This window comes from uncultured Thiodictyon sp., from assembly GCF_903828115.1.
GTDB lineage: Bacteria > Pseudomonadota > Gammaproteobacteria > Chromatiales > Chromatiaceae > Thiodictyon.
Window position 1 is genome coordinate 1 of record NZ_CAIKKU010000679.1, and the last position, 17,179, is coordinate 17,179.

The 17,179-nt window shown below is 64.7% G+C and carries 9 protein-coding genes; all 9 read left to right on the plus strand.

The annotated features are described in order from the left end of the window. The first annotated feature begins 135 nt into the window (after window positions 1–135). Entirely contained in the window at window positions 136–1,572 is a 1,437-nt protein-coding gene (nuoN, locus tag QZY48_RS25750) for an NADH-quinone oxidoreductase subunit NuoN (RefSeq protein WP_295436378.1), read from the plus strand. A gap of 89 nt (window positions 1,573–1,661) precedes the next feature. After that, window positions 1,662–2,330, plus strand: coding sequence for a hypothetical protein (locus QZY48_RS25755; protein ID WP_295436379.1), 669 nt, complete (start codon window positions 1,662–1,664; stop codon window positions 2,328–2,330). 25 nt (window positions 2,331–2,355) lie between these two features. Continuing rightward, entirely contained in the window at window positions 2,356–3,768 is a 1,413-nt protein-coding gene (locus tag QZY48_RS25760) for a SulP family inorganic anion transporter (RefSeq protein ID WP_295436380.1), read from the plus strand. Next, the gene (locus QZY48_RS35030; protein WP_366929781.1) at window positions 3,758–4,051 is read left to right on the plus strand and encodes a DUF3302 domain-containing protein; all 294 of its coding nucleotides are present in this window, start codon (window positions 3,758–3,760) and stop codon (window positions 4,049–4,051) included. Before QZY48_RS25760 ends, QZY48_RS35030 begins: the two co-directional genes overlap by 11 nt. 666 nt (window positions 4,052–4,717) lie before the next feature. Continuing rightward, window positions 4,718–5,593: a 4-hydroxy-tetrahydrodipicolinate synthase gene (gene dapA, locus QZY48_RS25770; RefSeq protein WP_295436381.1), complete on the plus strand. Its 876-nt coding sequence runs from the start codon at window positions 4,718–4,720 to the stop codon at window positions 5,591–5,593. A 55-nt stretch (window positions 5,594–5,648) separates the two neighbouring features. After that, window positions 5,649–6,845 carry an outer membrane protein assembly factor BamC gene (gene bamC, locus QZY48_RS25775; protein ID WP_295436382.1) on the plus strand — a complete coding sequence of 399 codons (1,197 nt, stop codon included), beginning with the start codon at window positions 5,649–5,651 and terminating at the stop codon, window positions 6,843–6,845. 65 nt (window positions 6,846–6,910) lie between these two features. Next, window positions 6,911–9,787 (plus strand): XrtA/PEP-CTERM system TPR-repeat protein PrsT, encoded by a 2,877-nt coding sequence (gene prsT, locus QZY48_RS25780; protein ID WP_295436383.1) that lies wholly within the window; start codon window positions 6,911–6,913, stop codon window positions 9,785–9,787. A gap of 857 nt (window positions 9,788–10,644) precedes the next feature. Beyond that, on the plus strand, window positions 10,645–15,870 hold the full coding sequence (locus QZY48_RS25785; protein ID WP_295436384.1) for an SdrD B-like domain-containing protein: 5,226 nt from the start codon (window positions 10,645–10,647) through the stop codon (window positions 15,868–15,870). Between the two features lie 380 nt (window positions 15,871–16,250). Further along, the gene (locus QZY48_RS25790) at window positions 16,251–17,021 is read left to right on the plus strand and encodes a hypothetical protein (RefSeq protein ID WP_295436385.1); all 771 of its coding nucleotides are present in this window, start codon (window positions 16,251–16,253) and stop codon (window positions 17,019–17,021) included. Window positions 17,022–17,179 lie beyond the last annotated feature (158 nt).

Consider the following 17,179-nt stretch of genomic DNA (forward strand, 5'->3'; position numbering starts at 1 on the left):
TCCGGGGCGCTCCGATAACCTCGATTACGACAACGACAACGACAACGACAACGACAACGTCCCAACTGACTGATACGCTTAATTCCCGTTCGCAGGGTACGGCGAGCCGGTCGACTGTAGCTACGGATGACCCCCATGCCATTTGACTCCGCCAATCTGATGCCCATCCTGCCGGAGGTTGCGATCCTCGTGACGGCCGTGGTGGTGTTGGTCGTGGACCTCTACCTCAAGGATGCCGACAAGGGCATCAACCATGTCCTGGCCCTCTTGGGACTGGTGGTTGCGATCGGCCTGACCGGGTGGGTCGGCGGGGGTGAGCGGACGCTGGCCTGGGACGGCAACGTGGTGCGCGATGCCATGAGCGATCTCCTCAAGGGCGCGGTGCTCATCGTGTCCGCCTTCGCCTTCATCTACGCCCGTCCCTGGCTGAAGGATCGCAACCTGTTGGTGGGTGAGTTCTATGTGCTGGGGCTCTGTGCGGTGCTCGGCATGTTGGTGATGATCTCCGCCAACAGTTTCCTGACCCTCTACCTGGGGCTGGAACTCCAGGCCCTCTCGCTCTATGCGCTGGTCGCCTTCGATCGCGACTCCAAGATCGGGCCCGAGGCGGCCATGAAGTACTTCGTGCTGGGGGCGCTGGGTTCGGGAATGCTGCTGTACGGCGTCTCCATGATCTACGGGGCGACCGGCTCCATTGAACTCGGGGCGGTTGCGCGGGCGGCTGTCGCCGGGGGCAGCACCGACCAGGTGCTGGTCTTCGGCATCGCCTTTCTGGTGATCGGGATCGGCTTCAAGTTCGGTGCCGTGCCCTTCCACATGTGGGTGCCGGACCTCTACGAAGGGGCGCCGACCCCGGTCGCGCTCTTTATCGGTTCGGCCCCGAAGCTGGCCGCGTTCGCGCTGCTCGTGCGACTCCTGGTGGAGGGGTTGGGCGCGCTGCACGCCGATTGGCAGGGGATGCTCCTGATCCTTGCGGTGCTGTCTATCGGGCTTGGAAATCTGGCCGCGATCGCCCAGACCAACATCAAGCGCATGCTGGGCTATTCGACGATCTCCCATGTCGGCTTCGTCTTTCTGGGGCTGCTGGCCGGGTCGTCCCAAGGCTATGCCTCCGCCATGTTCTATATCATCATCTATGCCGTCACCGCGGCCGGGACCTTCGGTATCCTCACCATCCTGAGCCGGGAGGGATTCGACGCGCAGCAGCTCGAGGACCTGAAGGGGCTCAATGACCGGGACCCCTGGTATGCGGCCATGATGGCGCTCATGATGTTCTCCCTGGCCGGGGTGCCGCCGACGGTCGGCTTCATGGCCAAGTTGCTGGTGCTGGAGGCGGTGGTGCGGGTGGACCTGGTGTGGCTGGCACTGGTGGCCGTATTCTTCTCGATCATCGGCGCCTTTTACTATCTGCGGGTGGTCAAGTTCATCTATTTCGACCAGCCGACGACCGCCGTGCCCATCGTCACGAGCGGCGGGGTGCGGGCCGCCATGACGGTCAACGGGCTCGCGGTCCTGCTGCTGGGGCTGTTCCCGGCCGCCCTGCTGGGTCTCTGCCAGGCGGCGTTCCGCTAGTGGGCGACCGCCCTGCGCGATGACCGACAGGGTTTGGGCCTGACGCGCTGGCGGGCCGAGGCTGGCGAGTCGCGGGGTGAGCCCTGATCATGGAAAGCGTGGTCGCGAAAGACAGGCTGCCGCCAACCAGCCCTCTGCGCGCGCCGCGTGCCGCGGCGGTCGCCGGTATCCTGTTCGCAGTGCTGTTGATCGCCGGCATCGCCCTGCTCCGGCTGTCGGTTCCGGCCGACCCCCTGGATACGGGGACTTGGCTTGCGGCCCGTGCGGGTTGGGTGGCGCTGGCCCTCAACCTGGTCCCATTCGCCGGCATCGCCTTCCTGTGGTTCATCGGCGTGCTCCGCGACCGTCTCGGGGCGGCGGAGGACCGTTTCTTCGCCACCGTCTTTCTCGGCAGCGGCCTCTTGTTCTTGGCCATGTTGTTCGTCTCGGCAGCGATGGCCGGGGGCCTCATCATCGCCCATGCGGCCGCGCCGCGCGGCCTGCTCGGCTCCCCGAGCTTCACGGTCATTCGTGCCGTCCTGTATGTCGTTATGAACGTATACGCCGTCAAGATGGCAGGCGTGTTCATGATCGTGACCTCTACGCTTGCGATCCGCACGGGCTTCATTCGCCGCTGGATTGCGATCTTCGGTTATGTGCTGGCGCTGTTGCTGCTGCTCAGCAGCGGAGCCTTCGCGGAAATCCTGTTGGTATTCCCGCTGTGGGTGTTCCTGGTCAGTGTCTACATCCTGATCGACAATCGGCGACCATCTGCATGACCGAGCGCGATCACTGTGCGGCGCAGTGCCGCTCGCGGTAACCGGCACATCGTTCTTACCTCTGATTGGCGGAGCAAATCAATGCGCGACTGGCTTCGACCACAGGGAATGGCTGCGCCCGGATCTCATCGCCGGCCTGATTACCGCGACGCTCGCCTTCCTGGTGGGTGCGATGCTGATGCTGGCCTCGCTCCTGCGTCTGGGCGCGGTGGCCAACTTCATCTCCGAGCCGGTCCTGACCGGCTTCAAGGCGGGGGTGGGGCTCATCATCGTGCTTGACCAGGTGCCGAAGCTGCTCGGCATTCACTTCACCAAGGGTTCCTTCCTGGACAACCTGGTCGCACTGATTCAGCACCTGCCGCAGACCTCGGCCGCGACACTCGCCGTCGGCGCGGCGATGCTCGTCATCCTCGTGGCGCTGGAGCGCTATGTCCCCCGCGCCCCGGCGCCGCTGGTAGCCGTCGCCCTGGGGATCGCGGCCTCCAGTGTGCTCGCGTTGCAGTCGTTGGGGGTGGAGACCCTCGGCCCGATCCCCAGGGGCCTGCCGCCGTTCACCCCGCCGAGCCTGAACCTGGACCTGATCGCGCAACTCTGGCCCGGCGCGCTGGGCATCGCCTTAATGAGCTTCACGGAGTCCATCGCTGCCGCGCGGGCCTTTGCGGGCCGCACGGAGCCGCGTCCCGCGCCGAACCGGGAGATGCTCGCAACGGGTCTGGCCAATGCCGTCGGCGGTTTGTTCGGCGCTATGCCGGGCGGGGGAGGCACCTCGCAGACGGCGGTGAACCGCCGTGCCGGTGCCCGGACCCAGGTGGCCGGACTGACGACCGCCGCGGCCGCCCTGGCCACGATGTTGCTGCTCGCGCCGCTCATGGCGCTGATGCCCCAGGCCACCCTGGCGGCGGTCGTGATCGTGTACTCGATCGGGCTGATCCAGCCGGGCGAGTTTGTCGCGATCCTGCGCGTCCGCCGCATGGAGTTCCTCTGGGCCCTGGCGGCCTGCGCCGGGGTGGTGCTGCTCGGCACCCTGCAGGGGATCCTGGTCGCGATCATCGTCTCGCTAGTGGCGCTTTCCTATCAGGCGGCCCATCCGCGGGTCTATACCCTGGGGCGCAAACCCGGTACCGAGGTCTTCCGACCGCGCGCGCAAGGGCATCCAGAGGACGAGACCTTCCCCGGGCTCCTGATGGTGCGTCCGGAGGGTCGGATCTTCTTTGCCAACCCCACCTTCTCGGCCAGGTTCCCTATGAGGAACTGCCCCGGGAAACGGTCGAACTGCCCAAACGGCAGAAGCCTCACGATTACCAGGAGCCCGATTACCCCTTCAAGTTCATCGCGGAGGCATATTGAAATGGGTACGCGGGGACAAATTCCGCCGCCGACTATGGTGGCGCCGCCCCATCCGCTGCCGGTAATAGTGGAGAAACCCGATGCTCCTTGACTATGTTGCCCTCGGACTCCTGATCTTCGTGGTCGTGGTCCTGTTCTACGCGATCATCGCTATCCACGATATCCCCTACGAGATCGCGAAGTCGCCCAACCATCCACACCAAGACGCGATCCACGTCACCGGCTGGATCAGCCTTTTCACCAGCGGCGGGTCGGAGGTCCAGGCGGGCGGTTGGATTAACCGCCGCGGCGGTGGTGGCGGCTGGATCAATGGCGGCGGCGGCGGTTGGGTCAACGGCCGCGGCGGCGGTGGTGGCTGGCTCAACCGGCGCTGACCTCAAGGTCGTCGCCATCGGCGCTGGCGTCGGCGGCCCCGGCCGCCGCCCGGCGCCGCGGGAAATCACATAACAACCGCCCTGGTGCCCGCGCACTGACTCACTGCCATTAAGTTAAGGCGCACTCGCCGACCGCGTCGCCTCTGCCTGGAGTCCAAGGCTAACGGTCATGGTACCCGCGCCACCCCGGAACATGAAAGTCCTCTCGACCGCTCGCTCGATGGCCAGCGTGCGGGGCGGCGTAGTCAGGGCGTCCAGCCCTGACTGTTCCAGCCCCGACACCGTCAGGCCAGGATGGCCTGACTACGCACTTTCACGGTAAAGCCTTGGACTCCAGGCGCTTGGGCTGCGGCGCTTAACTTAACGGCAGTGGCGCGTCGACTGCAACCGATCGCGTACCGCGACCACGACGTGTGGGACCTTGCGGGGCCAGTCGGACAGCGATGCTTCAGGATTAACGGGATTTCACGGATCAGGATCGGCATTCTGTTATCCTGTAAATCCTGAGAAATCCCGTTGATCCTGTCCATTTCTTCCCGCGTCCAGCCCCCGGATTCCCCCTCGATCGGCTCCGAGGCTTGCGGTTGCGGCCGGTCGGTACGGTTGTTCAGATGGCCGGCGGCAGGCTACCATAGGCTGTTTTTCCACTGACCTGGAGTTTCAAGCATGTTGCGCGGCAGTATCGTAGCCCTGATTACGCCCATGGACGCGGAGGGTGGGATCGATGACGCGAGCCTGAAGCGCTTGGTCGATTTCCATGTGGCGGCGGGGACCCAGGCCATTGTGTCGGTCGGCACGACCGGGGAGTCGGCCACCCTCGACGAGACGGAGCACTGTCAGGTCATCGCGCGCACGGTGGAGTTGGCGGCCGGGCGCGTTCCGGTGATTGCCGGTACCGGGGCCAACTCGACCCGGGAGGCGATCACACTGACCCGTTGCGCGAAAGAGGCCGGGGCCGACGCCGCCCTGCTCGTCACCCCCTACTACAACAAGCCGACCCAGGAAGGGCTCTACCTGCACCACCGGGCAGTGGCCGAGGCGGTCGATATCCCCCAGATTCTCTACAACGTCCCGGGGCGCACCGCCTGCGACATGCTGCCGGAGACCGCCGGGCGGCTGTCGGAGATTGAGAACATCATCGGTCTCAAGGAGGCGAGCGGCGACCTCAAGCGGGTGGCGATCCTGCGCGCGGCCTGTGGGGAGGGATTCGCCCTCTACAGCGGCGATGACGCCACCACCTGCGACTTTCTGCTGCTCGGCGGGGATGGGGTGATCTCGGTGACGGCTAACCTGGCGCCGCGCCTCATGCAGGCGATGTGTCAGGCCGCGCTCGCTGGCGATCGGGCCGGTGCCCGCGCGCTGGATCAACGTCTAGCCGCATTGCATCGGGACCTGTTTGTGCAGTCCAATCCGATCCCGGTAAAATGGGGGGCGGTCGCGCTGGGGCTCTGTGGGATCGGGATACGGCTCCCGCTGACCTGGCTCTCGGAGCAACACCACACCCGTGTGCGTGCCGCCCTGGAACAGGCCGGTGTCCTGTGAACCGGGGCGGCGCCTGCGCGTTGCGCATCGGTAATCCTCTGAGAGGCCCAAGACCTTGAGATCCTCGCGAGTCCTGGGCGGCCCGGCCGTCCTGTCGATCCTGTCATTGCTGGTTGTCGCGAGCCTCTGCGGGTGCGGCATGTTGAAGGAGGCGATGCCCGACCAGGGCCTGGCCTACCAAAAGAGCCGTCAGGCGGAGCAAAACCTGGAGTTGCCGCCGGATCTCAAGGGTGCCAATTTCGATGACGCCATGGATGTTCCGCCGATTGCGGGTGGTGCCACCTATTCGGAGTATGCCGATGGGCGGGCGCAGCGGCGGCAGGCAAGCCCGTCCGGTGCCGGTGCCATCCTGCCCACGGTGGAGAACGTGGAGTTACGCCGCAGCGGCGACTCCCGCTGGCTCGAGGTCCAGGCCGCCCCGCAACAGGTGTGGCCGCGCGTGGTGGCGTTTTGGCGGGAGCAGGGAATCCTTCTGGTGGACCAGAATCCGGCCGTTGGGGTGATGAAGACGGACTGGATCGAGAACCGTGCCGAGGTGCCACAGGGCTTCCTGACGCGGATGTTCCGCAAGGTTGCCGACGGCCTCTATGCCACCTCGACCCGCGATCAGTACAGCATTCGTATGGAGCCCGGGGCCAAGGGGGCAGGCACTACAGAGGTGCACCTGACGCATCGGGGAATGGAGGAGAAGCTGGAGACCGGCACGCTGGGCGACAGCAAGCGCACCGTCTGGCAACCCGGCAAGAGCGATCAGGGCAAGGAGGCCGAGATGCTGCGTCGCTTGATGCTGTTCCTCGGTGCCCCCGAGAAGAAGGCCGCGGCGGCCCTCGCATCGACAGCTCCGCGGACTCCAAGTACGGGTACGCCCGCGAGCGTCGGCAGTGCCCGTCTGGTGGGCGAAGGCCCGGGCACACAACTGCTGATCCCCGAGGACTTCCAACGCGGTTGGCGCATCACCGGCACGGCCTTGGATCGGGCTGGATTCGCGGTCAAGGATCGCGACATGAGCCGGGGGGTCTATTACGTCCGTTACCAGGACATGGATGCCGGCGCCACCCCGAAGGCGCGCGGTTGGGGTGAGCGGCTGGCCTTCTGGCGCAAAGCGGACATCGATCGGCTGAAGGAATACCAGATCAAAGTGGAGGGCAACGACCGTGAGACCCGGGTCAGCGTCGTCGACCCCAGCGGCGCTCGCGATAGCGCAAGCTCCGCCGGGCGCATCCTCGCCTTGTTGCAGGAACAGATGAAATAGCGGGCCTTCGCCATATTTTCTGACCGCTTCCGACCCGCTGGCGTGACCCAAGGGTGAATTTGTCCATGAATCAACGCACCCGTTTGGCGTCCATCCTGTTGTGTCTGGCCCTGGTCGGTGGGGCCTGCGTTGCGGCCGCTCAGTCGGCGGGCGGGTCCAAGGGGCGTGCCTCCGCGCTGTATGAGAAGGCGCTGGTCGAATTCAACCTGGGCCAGACGCGTGCGGCCTATATCCACCTCAAGAACGCCCTGCTGCAGGACCCCTTTCTGCTGTCCGCCCACCTGCTGCTCGGCAAGATCTACATCCAACTCGGTCAGGGGGACAAGGCCGAGAAGGAACTCCTGATCGCCGACGGGCTCGGGGCGCACCAGTCCTTGACCCTGATCCCGTTGGCCCGTGCCTACCTGTTGCAGGGCAAGGCCGAACAACTGCTGGCCGAGTTGTTCCCGCTCGGTACCCTGGTCGAAGAGGACGCCGAGTTGCTGGCCCTGCGCGGCCAGGCATCCCTGCAACTGGAGCAGTTTTACGATGCGCAACGCTCCTTTACCCAAGCCTGGGAGAAGAACCCCAACAACGTCAGTGCCGTGCTGGGGCGCATCCATGTCCTGCTCTTGAAGGGCGACCTGAACGAGGCGGACTTCTATGCCCGTCGCGCCGTCGAGTTGGCCCCGGAGAACCCGCGCGCCTGGTTTCTCAAGGGCACCCTGACCCGCGGCCTCGGTGATACCGCCTCGGCCCTGCGTGACTTCGAGCGTGCCGTGCAGGCCCTGCCGGCCTATCTGCCCGCCCAGATCGCGCGGGTCAGTGCCCTGCTCGAACTGGGGCGGCTCGAGGCCGCGCAAGCGGCGGCCGAGGAGACCATCAAGCTCTACCCCCGCGATCCGCGCACCCTGTATCTGAAGGCGGTGGTGCAGGCGCGGCGCCAAGCCATGGACGAGGCCAGGGAGACGCTGAAACAGACCGAAGCCCTGATCTTCCAATTGCCGCGCGAGCTGATCGAAGGCCATCCCCCCACCCTGTTGCTGGCGGGCATGGTCACTTACAGCCTGAAGCACTGGGCCCAGGCGACGGCCTATCTGCGCCTGTTCCTTGAAAAATTCCCCGATACCGTGGGTCCGCGCACCCTGTTGGCACAGATCTACCTCCAGCGGGATCAGTCAGAGGAGGCGGTGAAATTGCTCGAACCGGCCTTGGGCCTGGCCCCCGGGGATCAACAGGTCCTGTCGCTGCTGGCGGAGGCCAACATGCGCGAACGTCAGTATGTGAAGGCCTCCAATTATCTGCAACAGGCCGCCGCGGCCGGTGACGACAACCTGGTGTTGCGAACCCAGCGCGCCGTCAATCAGTTCGGGCTTGGCCGCAAGGCGCAGGCGATCGAGGAACTCGGGGCCGTCTTTGAATCCAATCCCGAGTACGAGAACGCCGGTGCGACCCTGGTGGTCGTCGACCTCAAGGAGCGCCGTTACGACGAGGCCGTCGCCGCCGCACGCACCCTGCTGCAGGGCAGTCCGGACAACCTGAGCTACCTGAATCTCTACGGTGTTGCCCAGTTGGCGGCGGGCCAGCCGGAGGCCGCCCGCTGGGCCTTCAATCTCGCGCTGGCCCTGGATTGGCGCTTCGTCCCGGCGCAACTCAACCTGGCGGAGTTGGAGTTGCGGGAGAAGCGGCCGGAGGCCGCGCGCGAGCGCCTGCGCCTGGTGCTGGCCCGCAACCCCGATCAGGTTTCCGCCATGCTGATGCTGGCCCGCGCCTTCGATCAGCAGGGTGACCATGAGCAGGCCAGGGACTGGGCGCAACGGGCCGTCGGCGCGGACCCCGGCGCGGTCCCGGTGGCCGTCTACCTGACCGATCTGCTGCTGAAAATGAAGCGTTCCGAGGACGCCCTCCAGGCGGCGCAATCCATCGAGTTGCGCGCGGCGGACCCCGATGATCTCGCCCTGCTGGCCGCGCTGAGCCGCGCCTACATCGCCAATGGCCGCCGCGCCACGGCGCAGGTGGTATTGACGCGGGGCTCCAGTCTCGCCGGCTACAACGCCGCGAGTCTGTTGGAGATCGCGACCCTGCAACGGCAGGCCGGAGACCTGAACGGTGCCATCTGGTCCTTGGAGAAGGCGGTTTCGGGTCAGCCGCGGTTTCTGCCGACGCGCCTCAAACTGGGCGAGATCTATTCCGAGGTCGGCAAATTCCCCCAGGCCGAGGAGTTGGCGCTGGCGCTGGTCAAGGACTTCCCCAAGGAGCCCTACGGCGAGCACCTGCTGGGGACCATCGCCCGCGCGCAAGGCAAGGATGCGCAGGCCCTGGAGCACTTCACGCGGGCGCTCAAGATGCGTGAGTCCCCCGTGCTCGCGGTCCGGACTTACGAGACCTTGCGCGCGGTTCAGGGCAACGGTGCCGCGATCGATTTCCTCAAGCGCTGGGTTGACAAACACCCCGACGACGAGATCGCGCGCCAGGCCCTGGCCGAGGGACTGGTACGCGGCGGCCGTACCAACGAGGCCAAAGAGATCTACCAGCGCGTCCTGGCGCGCACCCCGGACAATGCCACCGCCTTGAACAATCTGGCCCTGGTCTACGCCCGGGAGGGCGGCCCCAAGGCCATCGAGTTCGCGCGCAAGGCCCATGCACTGGTGCCGGCCCCGGAGATCACGGACACCCTGGGTTGGGTGTTGGTGCAGGGCGGCCAGGTCGAGGAGGGCCTGAACTACCTGCGTGAGGCCCAGAGTCGCGCCGCCGCGGCGCCGGGTGTCGGCTATCACATCGCCTACGCGCTGGAGCGACTGGGCCGCAAGGACGAGGCGTTGCGCGAACTCAAGATCCTGTTCCAGAAGGAGAGTGATTTTCCGGAGCGCGACGCGGCGGTCGCCCTGCGCCGCCAGTTGGAGCCGCGCAATGCGGTTCCCGATGGGCGTCGTGATGCGGGCTTGGACCCGGTGGCCGAGTAGCTCCGTCCGCCATTTGCATTCTGCAATTCCGTTTCCCCGGCGTCCTGTCCGACGGTTCCGCCAAGCGGGCCATCCCGGTTAAATAAGGTTCCTCAGACAGGGTTATGGCCCGCCGGGTCTTCATGATGCGTCCATCCGGCGCCGCCGCGTCCCTTGGAATGTCCGGTTTACGCGACGCCCGCAGGTCGGGTCGAGTCGCTGCTAAACATGGAAAGGACGTCAGTGTCAAGAAGAATCTTCGTGCACACCGGCGCCGAGTCTGACGCGGCACCCCTCGCCTGGCGCTCGATCCGCCCGCCCATGGGCCGATATTCGCAAAATGCGAAGCAAACTGGTCGGGTCTGGAAGCCGGGCTTGCCACCGTCGCGCTCCGGGGAACGGCAATGGTTGGCGCGCAGCATTTCGCCTGCTCAGCTAACCCATTGAAGTCAATTTATGCCCAGCCTACCGCTCGCACTGTCCGGTGATCGGGCAATCCCCAGTCATCGGCGACGCAACCCCGTCTGTCCGTTTTGTGACGCAATTCGCACTCCGCGCCAGCGGCCGGATCGGGCCTGACCCAGATGGGTTTCCCGGGTCCTTCCGACCCGATCAGGCGGCGGCACGACTTTTGCCTTGTCAAGGATAAGGGCGCGCAACCGTGAACGCGCTCACAAAATCCAAGGCAAACCAGATGAACGACGCGCACAGCCAGTTCCCGTCAGGAGCCCCGCCCCCGGGCGGCCTGACCTGACCCCCAGCCTCCCCGGCGGAGGCACCCCGTCTTTTTTAAGCCAGCGGTGCGCCCTCAAGGCGCTGCCACAGATGACTTTTTCCCTGTATTTCTAATGAACTCACCAAGCTAGAGGACTTTTCCCATGACACGCACAGGCACATCGTCAAGGCTAGGCCGGGGATCGGGGGGCGGTGCACACACCCGTCAGACCGCGGCCGGTGGTTTTTGGGCCCGTTTCGCACTGGTACTCGGTCTGGTTGCGGCGGCCTTGGTCGCGCAGCCGGTCTTTGCCTGCGCCACTGTCGGTGTCTGCGGGACCCGCACGGTCGACGGCAACCCGGCGGACTGGAATCTGACCAAGGACCTCTACACCTCAATGCGGGAGGCGGGTCGGACCGACAAGTCCCAGCTCGGCAACTTCTATTTCACCTACGACAGCAGCACCCAGACCGGCTATGTCCTGGTCCTGGCGACCGGTACCAACACGGTCGTGCAGAACACCTCCGACGCCTGGGTCAAGAATTATGCCGTCGGCAACAGCCCGATTCCGTTCACCGCCTTCAAGTGGGTCGTGAGCAACGGCAAGACCGTCGGCTACGAGGCGTCGTTTACGCTCGCCCCCGGCAGTTACTCCCAGGTTGAGGTGCATGTGCAAGTCGCGTCCGGACGCACCTGCTCCACCGGCAAGCGCAGCACGCCCTACTCGGCCCTGATCACGCTGAAGACCCCCAGTTGCCCGACGCCCCCCTCCAGCGGCGGCACCGCCAAGTGCGGCACGGCCGTGGTGGACGGCAGCATCGCGGAGTGGAACACCACCTCGACGAGCCCCGACCTGTTCTCCAAGCTCTATCAGGAGAGCACCAGCCTCCAGACCGGCAATCTCTTCGTCCGCTATGACCAGGCGACCCAGACCGCCTACGTCCTGGCCATGACCACGAGCGGTTACGTCGCCATTAACTATCTGCCCTGGAACTGGGTGACCCTGGACGGCCAGACCGTCGTCTCCGCCACTGCGAGCAACTCGGCCTCCTTCGCGTGGGTCAAGAACGGCACCACCCTGGTGGGCTATGAGGCCTCCTTCAAGCTGGCCCCCGGTACCTGGCAGCGGCTCCATGCCCAGCTCAAGACCGCCCCGAGCAATAAGGTCAGCAACCACTTCAAGGCCACCAATGGCGACCAGACCCTGGTTGCCAATTGCGGCGGCGGCACCGGCGGCACCTGCGCTACCGGCAAGAGCGCGACGGTCGACGGCAAGATCACCGACTGGGACCTGAGCGCCGACCTGCTCAAGCCCATGGTCAAGGAAGGCACCACCACCCAGACCGCCGACCTCTATGTCCGCTACGACACGGCCCGCAACCGCGCCTATGTGCTGACGCTCGCCCGCACCGGCTATGTGGCGATCAATTATCTGCCGTGGAATTTCGTCAAGCTCAACAACGTCCAGGTCGTCGGCGCGACCGACAGCACCACCTCCACGACCTTCCGTTGGGTCTACAACAGCGCCGGCAAGCGCATCGGCTATGAGGCCTCCTTCGCCCTCACCGCCGGCAGCACCGCCAACATCTTCGCGCAAATGAAGACGGCCCCGGCGTCAAACACCGCCGCCCACTTCAAGTCCCAGGCCAGCGCTACCGTCAGTACCGTGTGCGCCCCGCTGACCTATGCCTTGGGCAATCAGGTCTATCAGGAGAACAACGGCACGGCCGGCTACCAGGCCACCGGCACCAAGGCCGACCAGCCGAAGGCGGGCGTGACGGTGCAACTCTTCCAGGGCACCCAGTGGGTCGCCACCAAGACGACCGGCACCGACGGCTGCTACCTGTTCGACGGTCTTGCCGCCGGCAGCTACAGCGTCGTGCTCCCGGCCAGCCAGTTCGCCACCGGTGCGGCCTTGAACACGCTGCGCGCCTCGGCGATCGGGTTCGGCGGCGACACCAGCACCGATGACGGCAGCGACCACAACGGCTCCCAGCAGGTCGTGGACGGCGATGTCCGCACCAACGACTACTCGCTCGGTGCCGGATTGCAACCCTTGAACGAGCGCGTCAGTGCCTGCACGACGACCACGCCCGACGCCAATACCAACCTGACCGCGGACCTCGCACTCGAGGCCAAGCCGCCTGTCGTGTACGGCATCGGCAACCGCGTCTGGTTCGAGAAAAACGGCACGCCTGGCTACCAGCCCACCGGCGCCAATGCGGATCTGCCCGCAATCGGCGTCCCGGTCGAACTGACCGGCCCCTTCGGCGGTGACGCAAGCAACACGGTCACGACCGGTGCCGATGGGTGTTACCTGTTCGACAACCTGGCTGCCGGCGACTATGCCCTGCGTATCTCCAGCACGACCATGGCTGGCACGGTTCTGAACGGCTTTGTCCCGGTAACCACGGTCGGTATCGGCAACGTGGACGACAATGCCGATCAGAATGGAGCCCAGTCGATCAAGGGCGGCGATGTCACCACCGCGGCCTACACTCTGGGCGCGGGCAAGCAGCCGACCAGCGTGTCGGGCGTCGCCTGTACGTCCTACACCACCACCGCGCCGACTGCGAACCTGAACCTGACCGCGGACTTCGCCTTCCAGCTCGCCCCGGTCGTCAAGGTCGCCCTAGGCAATCAGGTCTACAAGGAGGCCAACGGCACCGCCGGTTATCAAGCCACGGGCGCCAATCCCGACCTGCCGCTGGCGGGCGTGGAAGTCGAACTCTACGATGCCACGACCAATGCCCCCGCCGACGCGTCCCCGAACACGGCGACCACGGGCGCGGATGGTTGCTACCTGTTCGACAACCTGGACAGCGGCAGCTACTACGCCGTGATCCCGGCTGACCAGTTCGGCGCCACCGGTGCGGCCAAGGGACTCCAAGCCTCGCTCGTCGGTCTGGGCGCCATCACCAACACCACCACCGACGACACCGCCGACCATAACGGGACCGCAGCAACCGACGGTTCGGTCAAGTCCAACACCATCGCCCTGACCCCCGGCAACCAGCCGGAGAAAGAGCGCACCACGGCCTGCACCAGTAGCCTTCCGGACAAGAACACCAACCTGACTGTGGACTTCGCCCTGGAAGACAAGCCGATCACCGAGGTGGCCATCGGCAACCGCGTCTGGAAGGACCTGGACGTAGTTGACGGCAAGTTCACCGCTGGGACCGATCTGCCCCTGTCCGGCGTCACGGTCACCGTGGTCAACAACGATACGGATGCAAGCTACACGACGACGACCGATGCCAACGGCTGCTATCTGGTGAGGGGGCTCTCCGAGGGTAACTATGTGGTGAAGATCCTTGCGGGTCAGCAGGCACTGACCGGGCTGCAAGGCGTGGCGGTCGACCCCGACATTAACCTGGCCGGTGACGACCAGATCACGGATGACAGCGGCGACCAGAACGGCGTGCAGGATGGCGTCGGCGGTGATACTCAGACCGGCATCTACCGCCTGAGACCCGGCACCATGCCGGTCACTGACACCTCTGGTGCCGCCTGTGGCCTGCGTCCCGCCGACCTGCCGGATGTCAATGTCAACGAGACGGCGGACTTCGCCTTCCAGGAAATCCCCCCGGTTCTTGAAGTCGCCCTGGGTAACCTGGTGTGGGTCGACATGGACGGTCTGCCGGGCTACGCCCCTGGTGTCGATCTGCCGCGCGCCAACGTGGTGGTGGAACTGCGCAACGAGGACGGGACCGAGGTCGCCAATGTCGGTCCGACGATGACCGACCAAAACGGGTGCTACCTGTTCGATAACCTCGACGCGGGTACCTACTACGTGCAGATCCCGGCCGCCAACTTCAGCGCTACCGGCGCTTTGTATGGATACAGCCCGCTGCCTGACCCGGACGGCACCGGCGGCCCGCTCACCAGCTACAGCGATGACCAAACGATCGACGATGACCTTGACCAGAACGGGCGCCCACAGGCAAACGCGACCGGGAACGTAGTGACCAGCCCGTTCGTGCTGGCCAGGAACACCCAGCCGCAATCTGAGTCTGGCAGTGTCTGCGCGTCAAAGAAAAGCGGCCTGCCGGATGTCAACGTCAACCTGACCGCGGACTTCGCCTTCGAGGACCAAGTGGCGATCGGCAACCTGGTCTGGATCGACGGCAACAAGACCCCCGGCTTCCAGCCGAACAGCGCGGACAAGACGGTGTCTGAGGAACTCGGCAAGGAGGTCCAGGTCAACCTGCATCAGGTGACCTACAACGCCGACGATACCGTCGCGACCGATCTCGTAGTCAGGCAGATGAGTACCGTCGGCGGGTTCTACCTGTTCGACAACCTGAGCCCCGGCAAGTACTACGTCGAGATCCCGGCCAAGGAATTCGACACCGGCGGCCTCTTCGGCTATGACTCCATGGCCGGCAGCGGCACCGACGGGACCACCGACGACACCGCCGATGAGAACGGCATCGACGCTACCGAGCCGAACCTGACTGGTGTGGTCACTCGGATCTATGACTTGCAACCCGGCGCCGAGCCGGTGAGCGAGGCGGGGCAGCAGAGCGCCGCCCTGACCAGTCTGCTCCCGAATGAGAGCGTCAACCTGACCGCGGACCTGGGCTTCAAGAAGAGTACTCCCCCCGGTGCCGGTTTGATGAGCCTGGCCTCGACGGTCTATCTGGACCTGAACCACAACGGACGCCTGGACGGAACCGAGCCGGTGGTGCCTGGTGTGACCGTGCAGTTGGAGTTTATCGACCCGATCCTGTCGATCCCGGTGACGTTGACGGACACCACGGACGATAACGGCAACTATTTCTTCGGGAACCTGGACATCGGCGTGCCCTATACGGTGCGTATACCAGTCTCGCAGATGGACGCCGGCAGTCCTTCGGGCAAGTTGGCGCAGTTCATCCGCGACTACTACGCCGGCCTGCCGGTTGGCATCGATCCCGTCAACGTGACTGTCAAGCCGCAATCGACTTTGGATACGGTCGGCAGCGCCGACGATAGTCAGATCGACAATGATGACAATGGGCTCCAAGCCAGCTTTGGTGACGAAACCCTGTCCCCGGCGGTCACCCTGGTGTTCGGGAACGAGCCTGTCAATGGCGTCGGCACCGGCAAGGAATTTGCCGCAGGCAGCGATAACACGGGCATGGATCAGGACAACACCACGGGCCAGGTGGACAACAACGGCGACATGACGGTGGACTTCGGCTTCGTCCATCAATGTCAGTCGATCTGCGACATAAACGGCAACGGCACGGTGGACGACACGGACCTCGAAACCATCGCGGGGCTTCGCGGCACCAATCTCCCAGAGGCCCAGTGGGGTGCGCCGCGGTCCGGTAACTGCGGCGGGCGTGGGACCATCACCGGCAACGACTTTGCCTGGTGTCGCGCGATCCGGCTGGTCAATTAGCCGGATAGGCCAGGCCGCTTCAACGGCCGTCACCCAAGGGGCGAGGGATCGCCCCTTTTTTCGTCCCCAGAATGACTGGCAACTCCTGCGGTTGCATTGCTTCAGTCCGAGCAGTTTGCCGTTCGCTCAGTGTTCACGATTCGGTGCCGTGCGCCGTCGGTTTTTCGCGCGCTCCCGCCAACGCTGGGGTAGGTGCGGGCAGCCCTGTCGGGACTGTCAGTTTTTTTTACACTTCGCCCGGGTCGCATCAAGCCGAAGCGCAAAAATAAAAATAAAATCAATAATCTGTAACATTGGCAAGGTAATTGCTTTCAAAGTTTACTTAATCGATTTTTCCCTGGGTGCGAGACGCTCGTGCCACGACAAGACTGAGGTTTAACATGTTTCAACGCCCTCTCGCATTAAGCCTGCTGATTGCCGGTGGACTCGGCATCTCTCAGGTCGCCACCGCCTTGCCGACGCTTTCGATCACGCCAGTGGGAACGACCACCTTTACCCAAGGCCAGGTCGGTGCCCAAGTGCAGTTCAACTTCGTCTTCAGCGAGGTAACTCAAGCCTCGGACGTCGTAACCTTCCACGACGTATTCGTTGGCTACAATCCGGGCTTCCTGCATTACAACACCTCCAGTTTCAACAACTACATCACGACCAGTACCAGTCCAGCTTACCGGAAATTCGGTGACGCGAATTATCTCACCCAGAACACAACCGGGTTGGCTCTGCCCGCGAACTGGTCCTACAACGGACCGAATCTCGGGACGCCGGTGGATATGACGACCTACTGGGACGGCTCGCTCGCCTTTTACGAGTCAACCAATTCCACCAACATTCAAAATGATCTGTTCACTGGTGCTAACGGCTTTGGAAAGCAAGACCCGAGTTTTGTCGCCTGGACCGTGACCTTTGATGTCGTGACCACCCAAATCGGCACCGCGGCGATCGTCATGATCGACGACCGCTCTTATCTGACGACCGGTAGTCCCACGCAGCCGCCGGTGATGGACTATAAGCACGGTGGCAGCCAAACCAGTTTTTATCCGAACCCGACCACCGGCTCATCCATCACCATTGAAGCGCCGATACCTGCGCCGTTGACATTGATCGGTGTCGGCCTCGCAGCCCTGGGCGCCAGTCGACGCAAACGCGCCTGAAAGCCTGACACCAGCTGTCGGCTCGGCGATGAGGGGGCGGAGATTCCGCCCCCTTTTTTGTCCGCCGAAAGACGCTTCACCCTGTAAAGTCGCGCAGCGACGCCGTGGGAGCGGCTTGCAGCCGCGATGTCGCCTCGCGCACTGCTGTTGGCGTCGCA

Excerpts from the sequence above, each read along its gene's own strand:
- nuoN (WP_295436378.1), top strand. The coding sequence starts at position 136 with ATGCCATTTGACTCCGCCAATCTGATGCCCATCCTGCCGGAGGTTGCG.
- QZY48_RS25755 (WP_295436379.1), top strand. The coding sequence starts at position 1,662 with ATGGAAAGCGTGGTCGCGAAAGACAGGCTGCCGCCAACCAGCCCTCTG.
- QZY48_RS35030 (WP_366929781.1), top strand. The coding sequence starts at position 3,758 with ATGCTCCTTGACTATGTTGCCCTCGGACTCCTGATCTTCGTGGTCGTG.
- dapA (WP_295436381.1), top strand. The coding sequence starts at position 4,718 with ATGTTGCGCGGCAGTATCGTAGCCCTGATTACGCCCATGGACGCGGAG.
- prsT (WP_295436383.1), top strand. The coding sequence starts at position 6,911 with ATGAATCAACGCACCCGTTTGGCGTCCATCCTGTTGTGTCTGGCCCTG.
- QZY48_RS25785 (WP_295436384.1), top strand. The coding sequence starts at position 10,645 with ATGACACGCACAGGCACATCGTCAAGGCTAGGCCGGGGATCGGGGGGC.
- QZY48_RS25790 (WP_295436385.1), top strand. The coding sequence starts at position 16,251 with ATGTTTCAACGCCCTCTCGCATTAAGCCTGCTGATTGCCGGTGGACTC.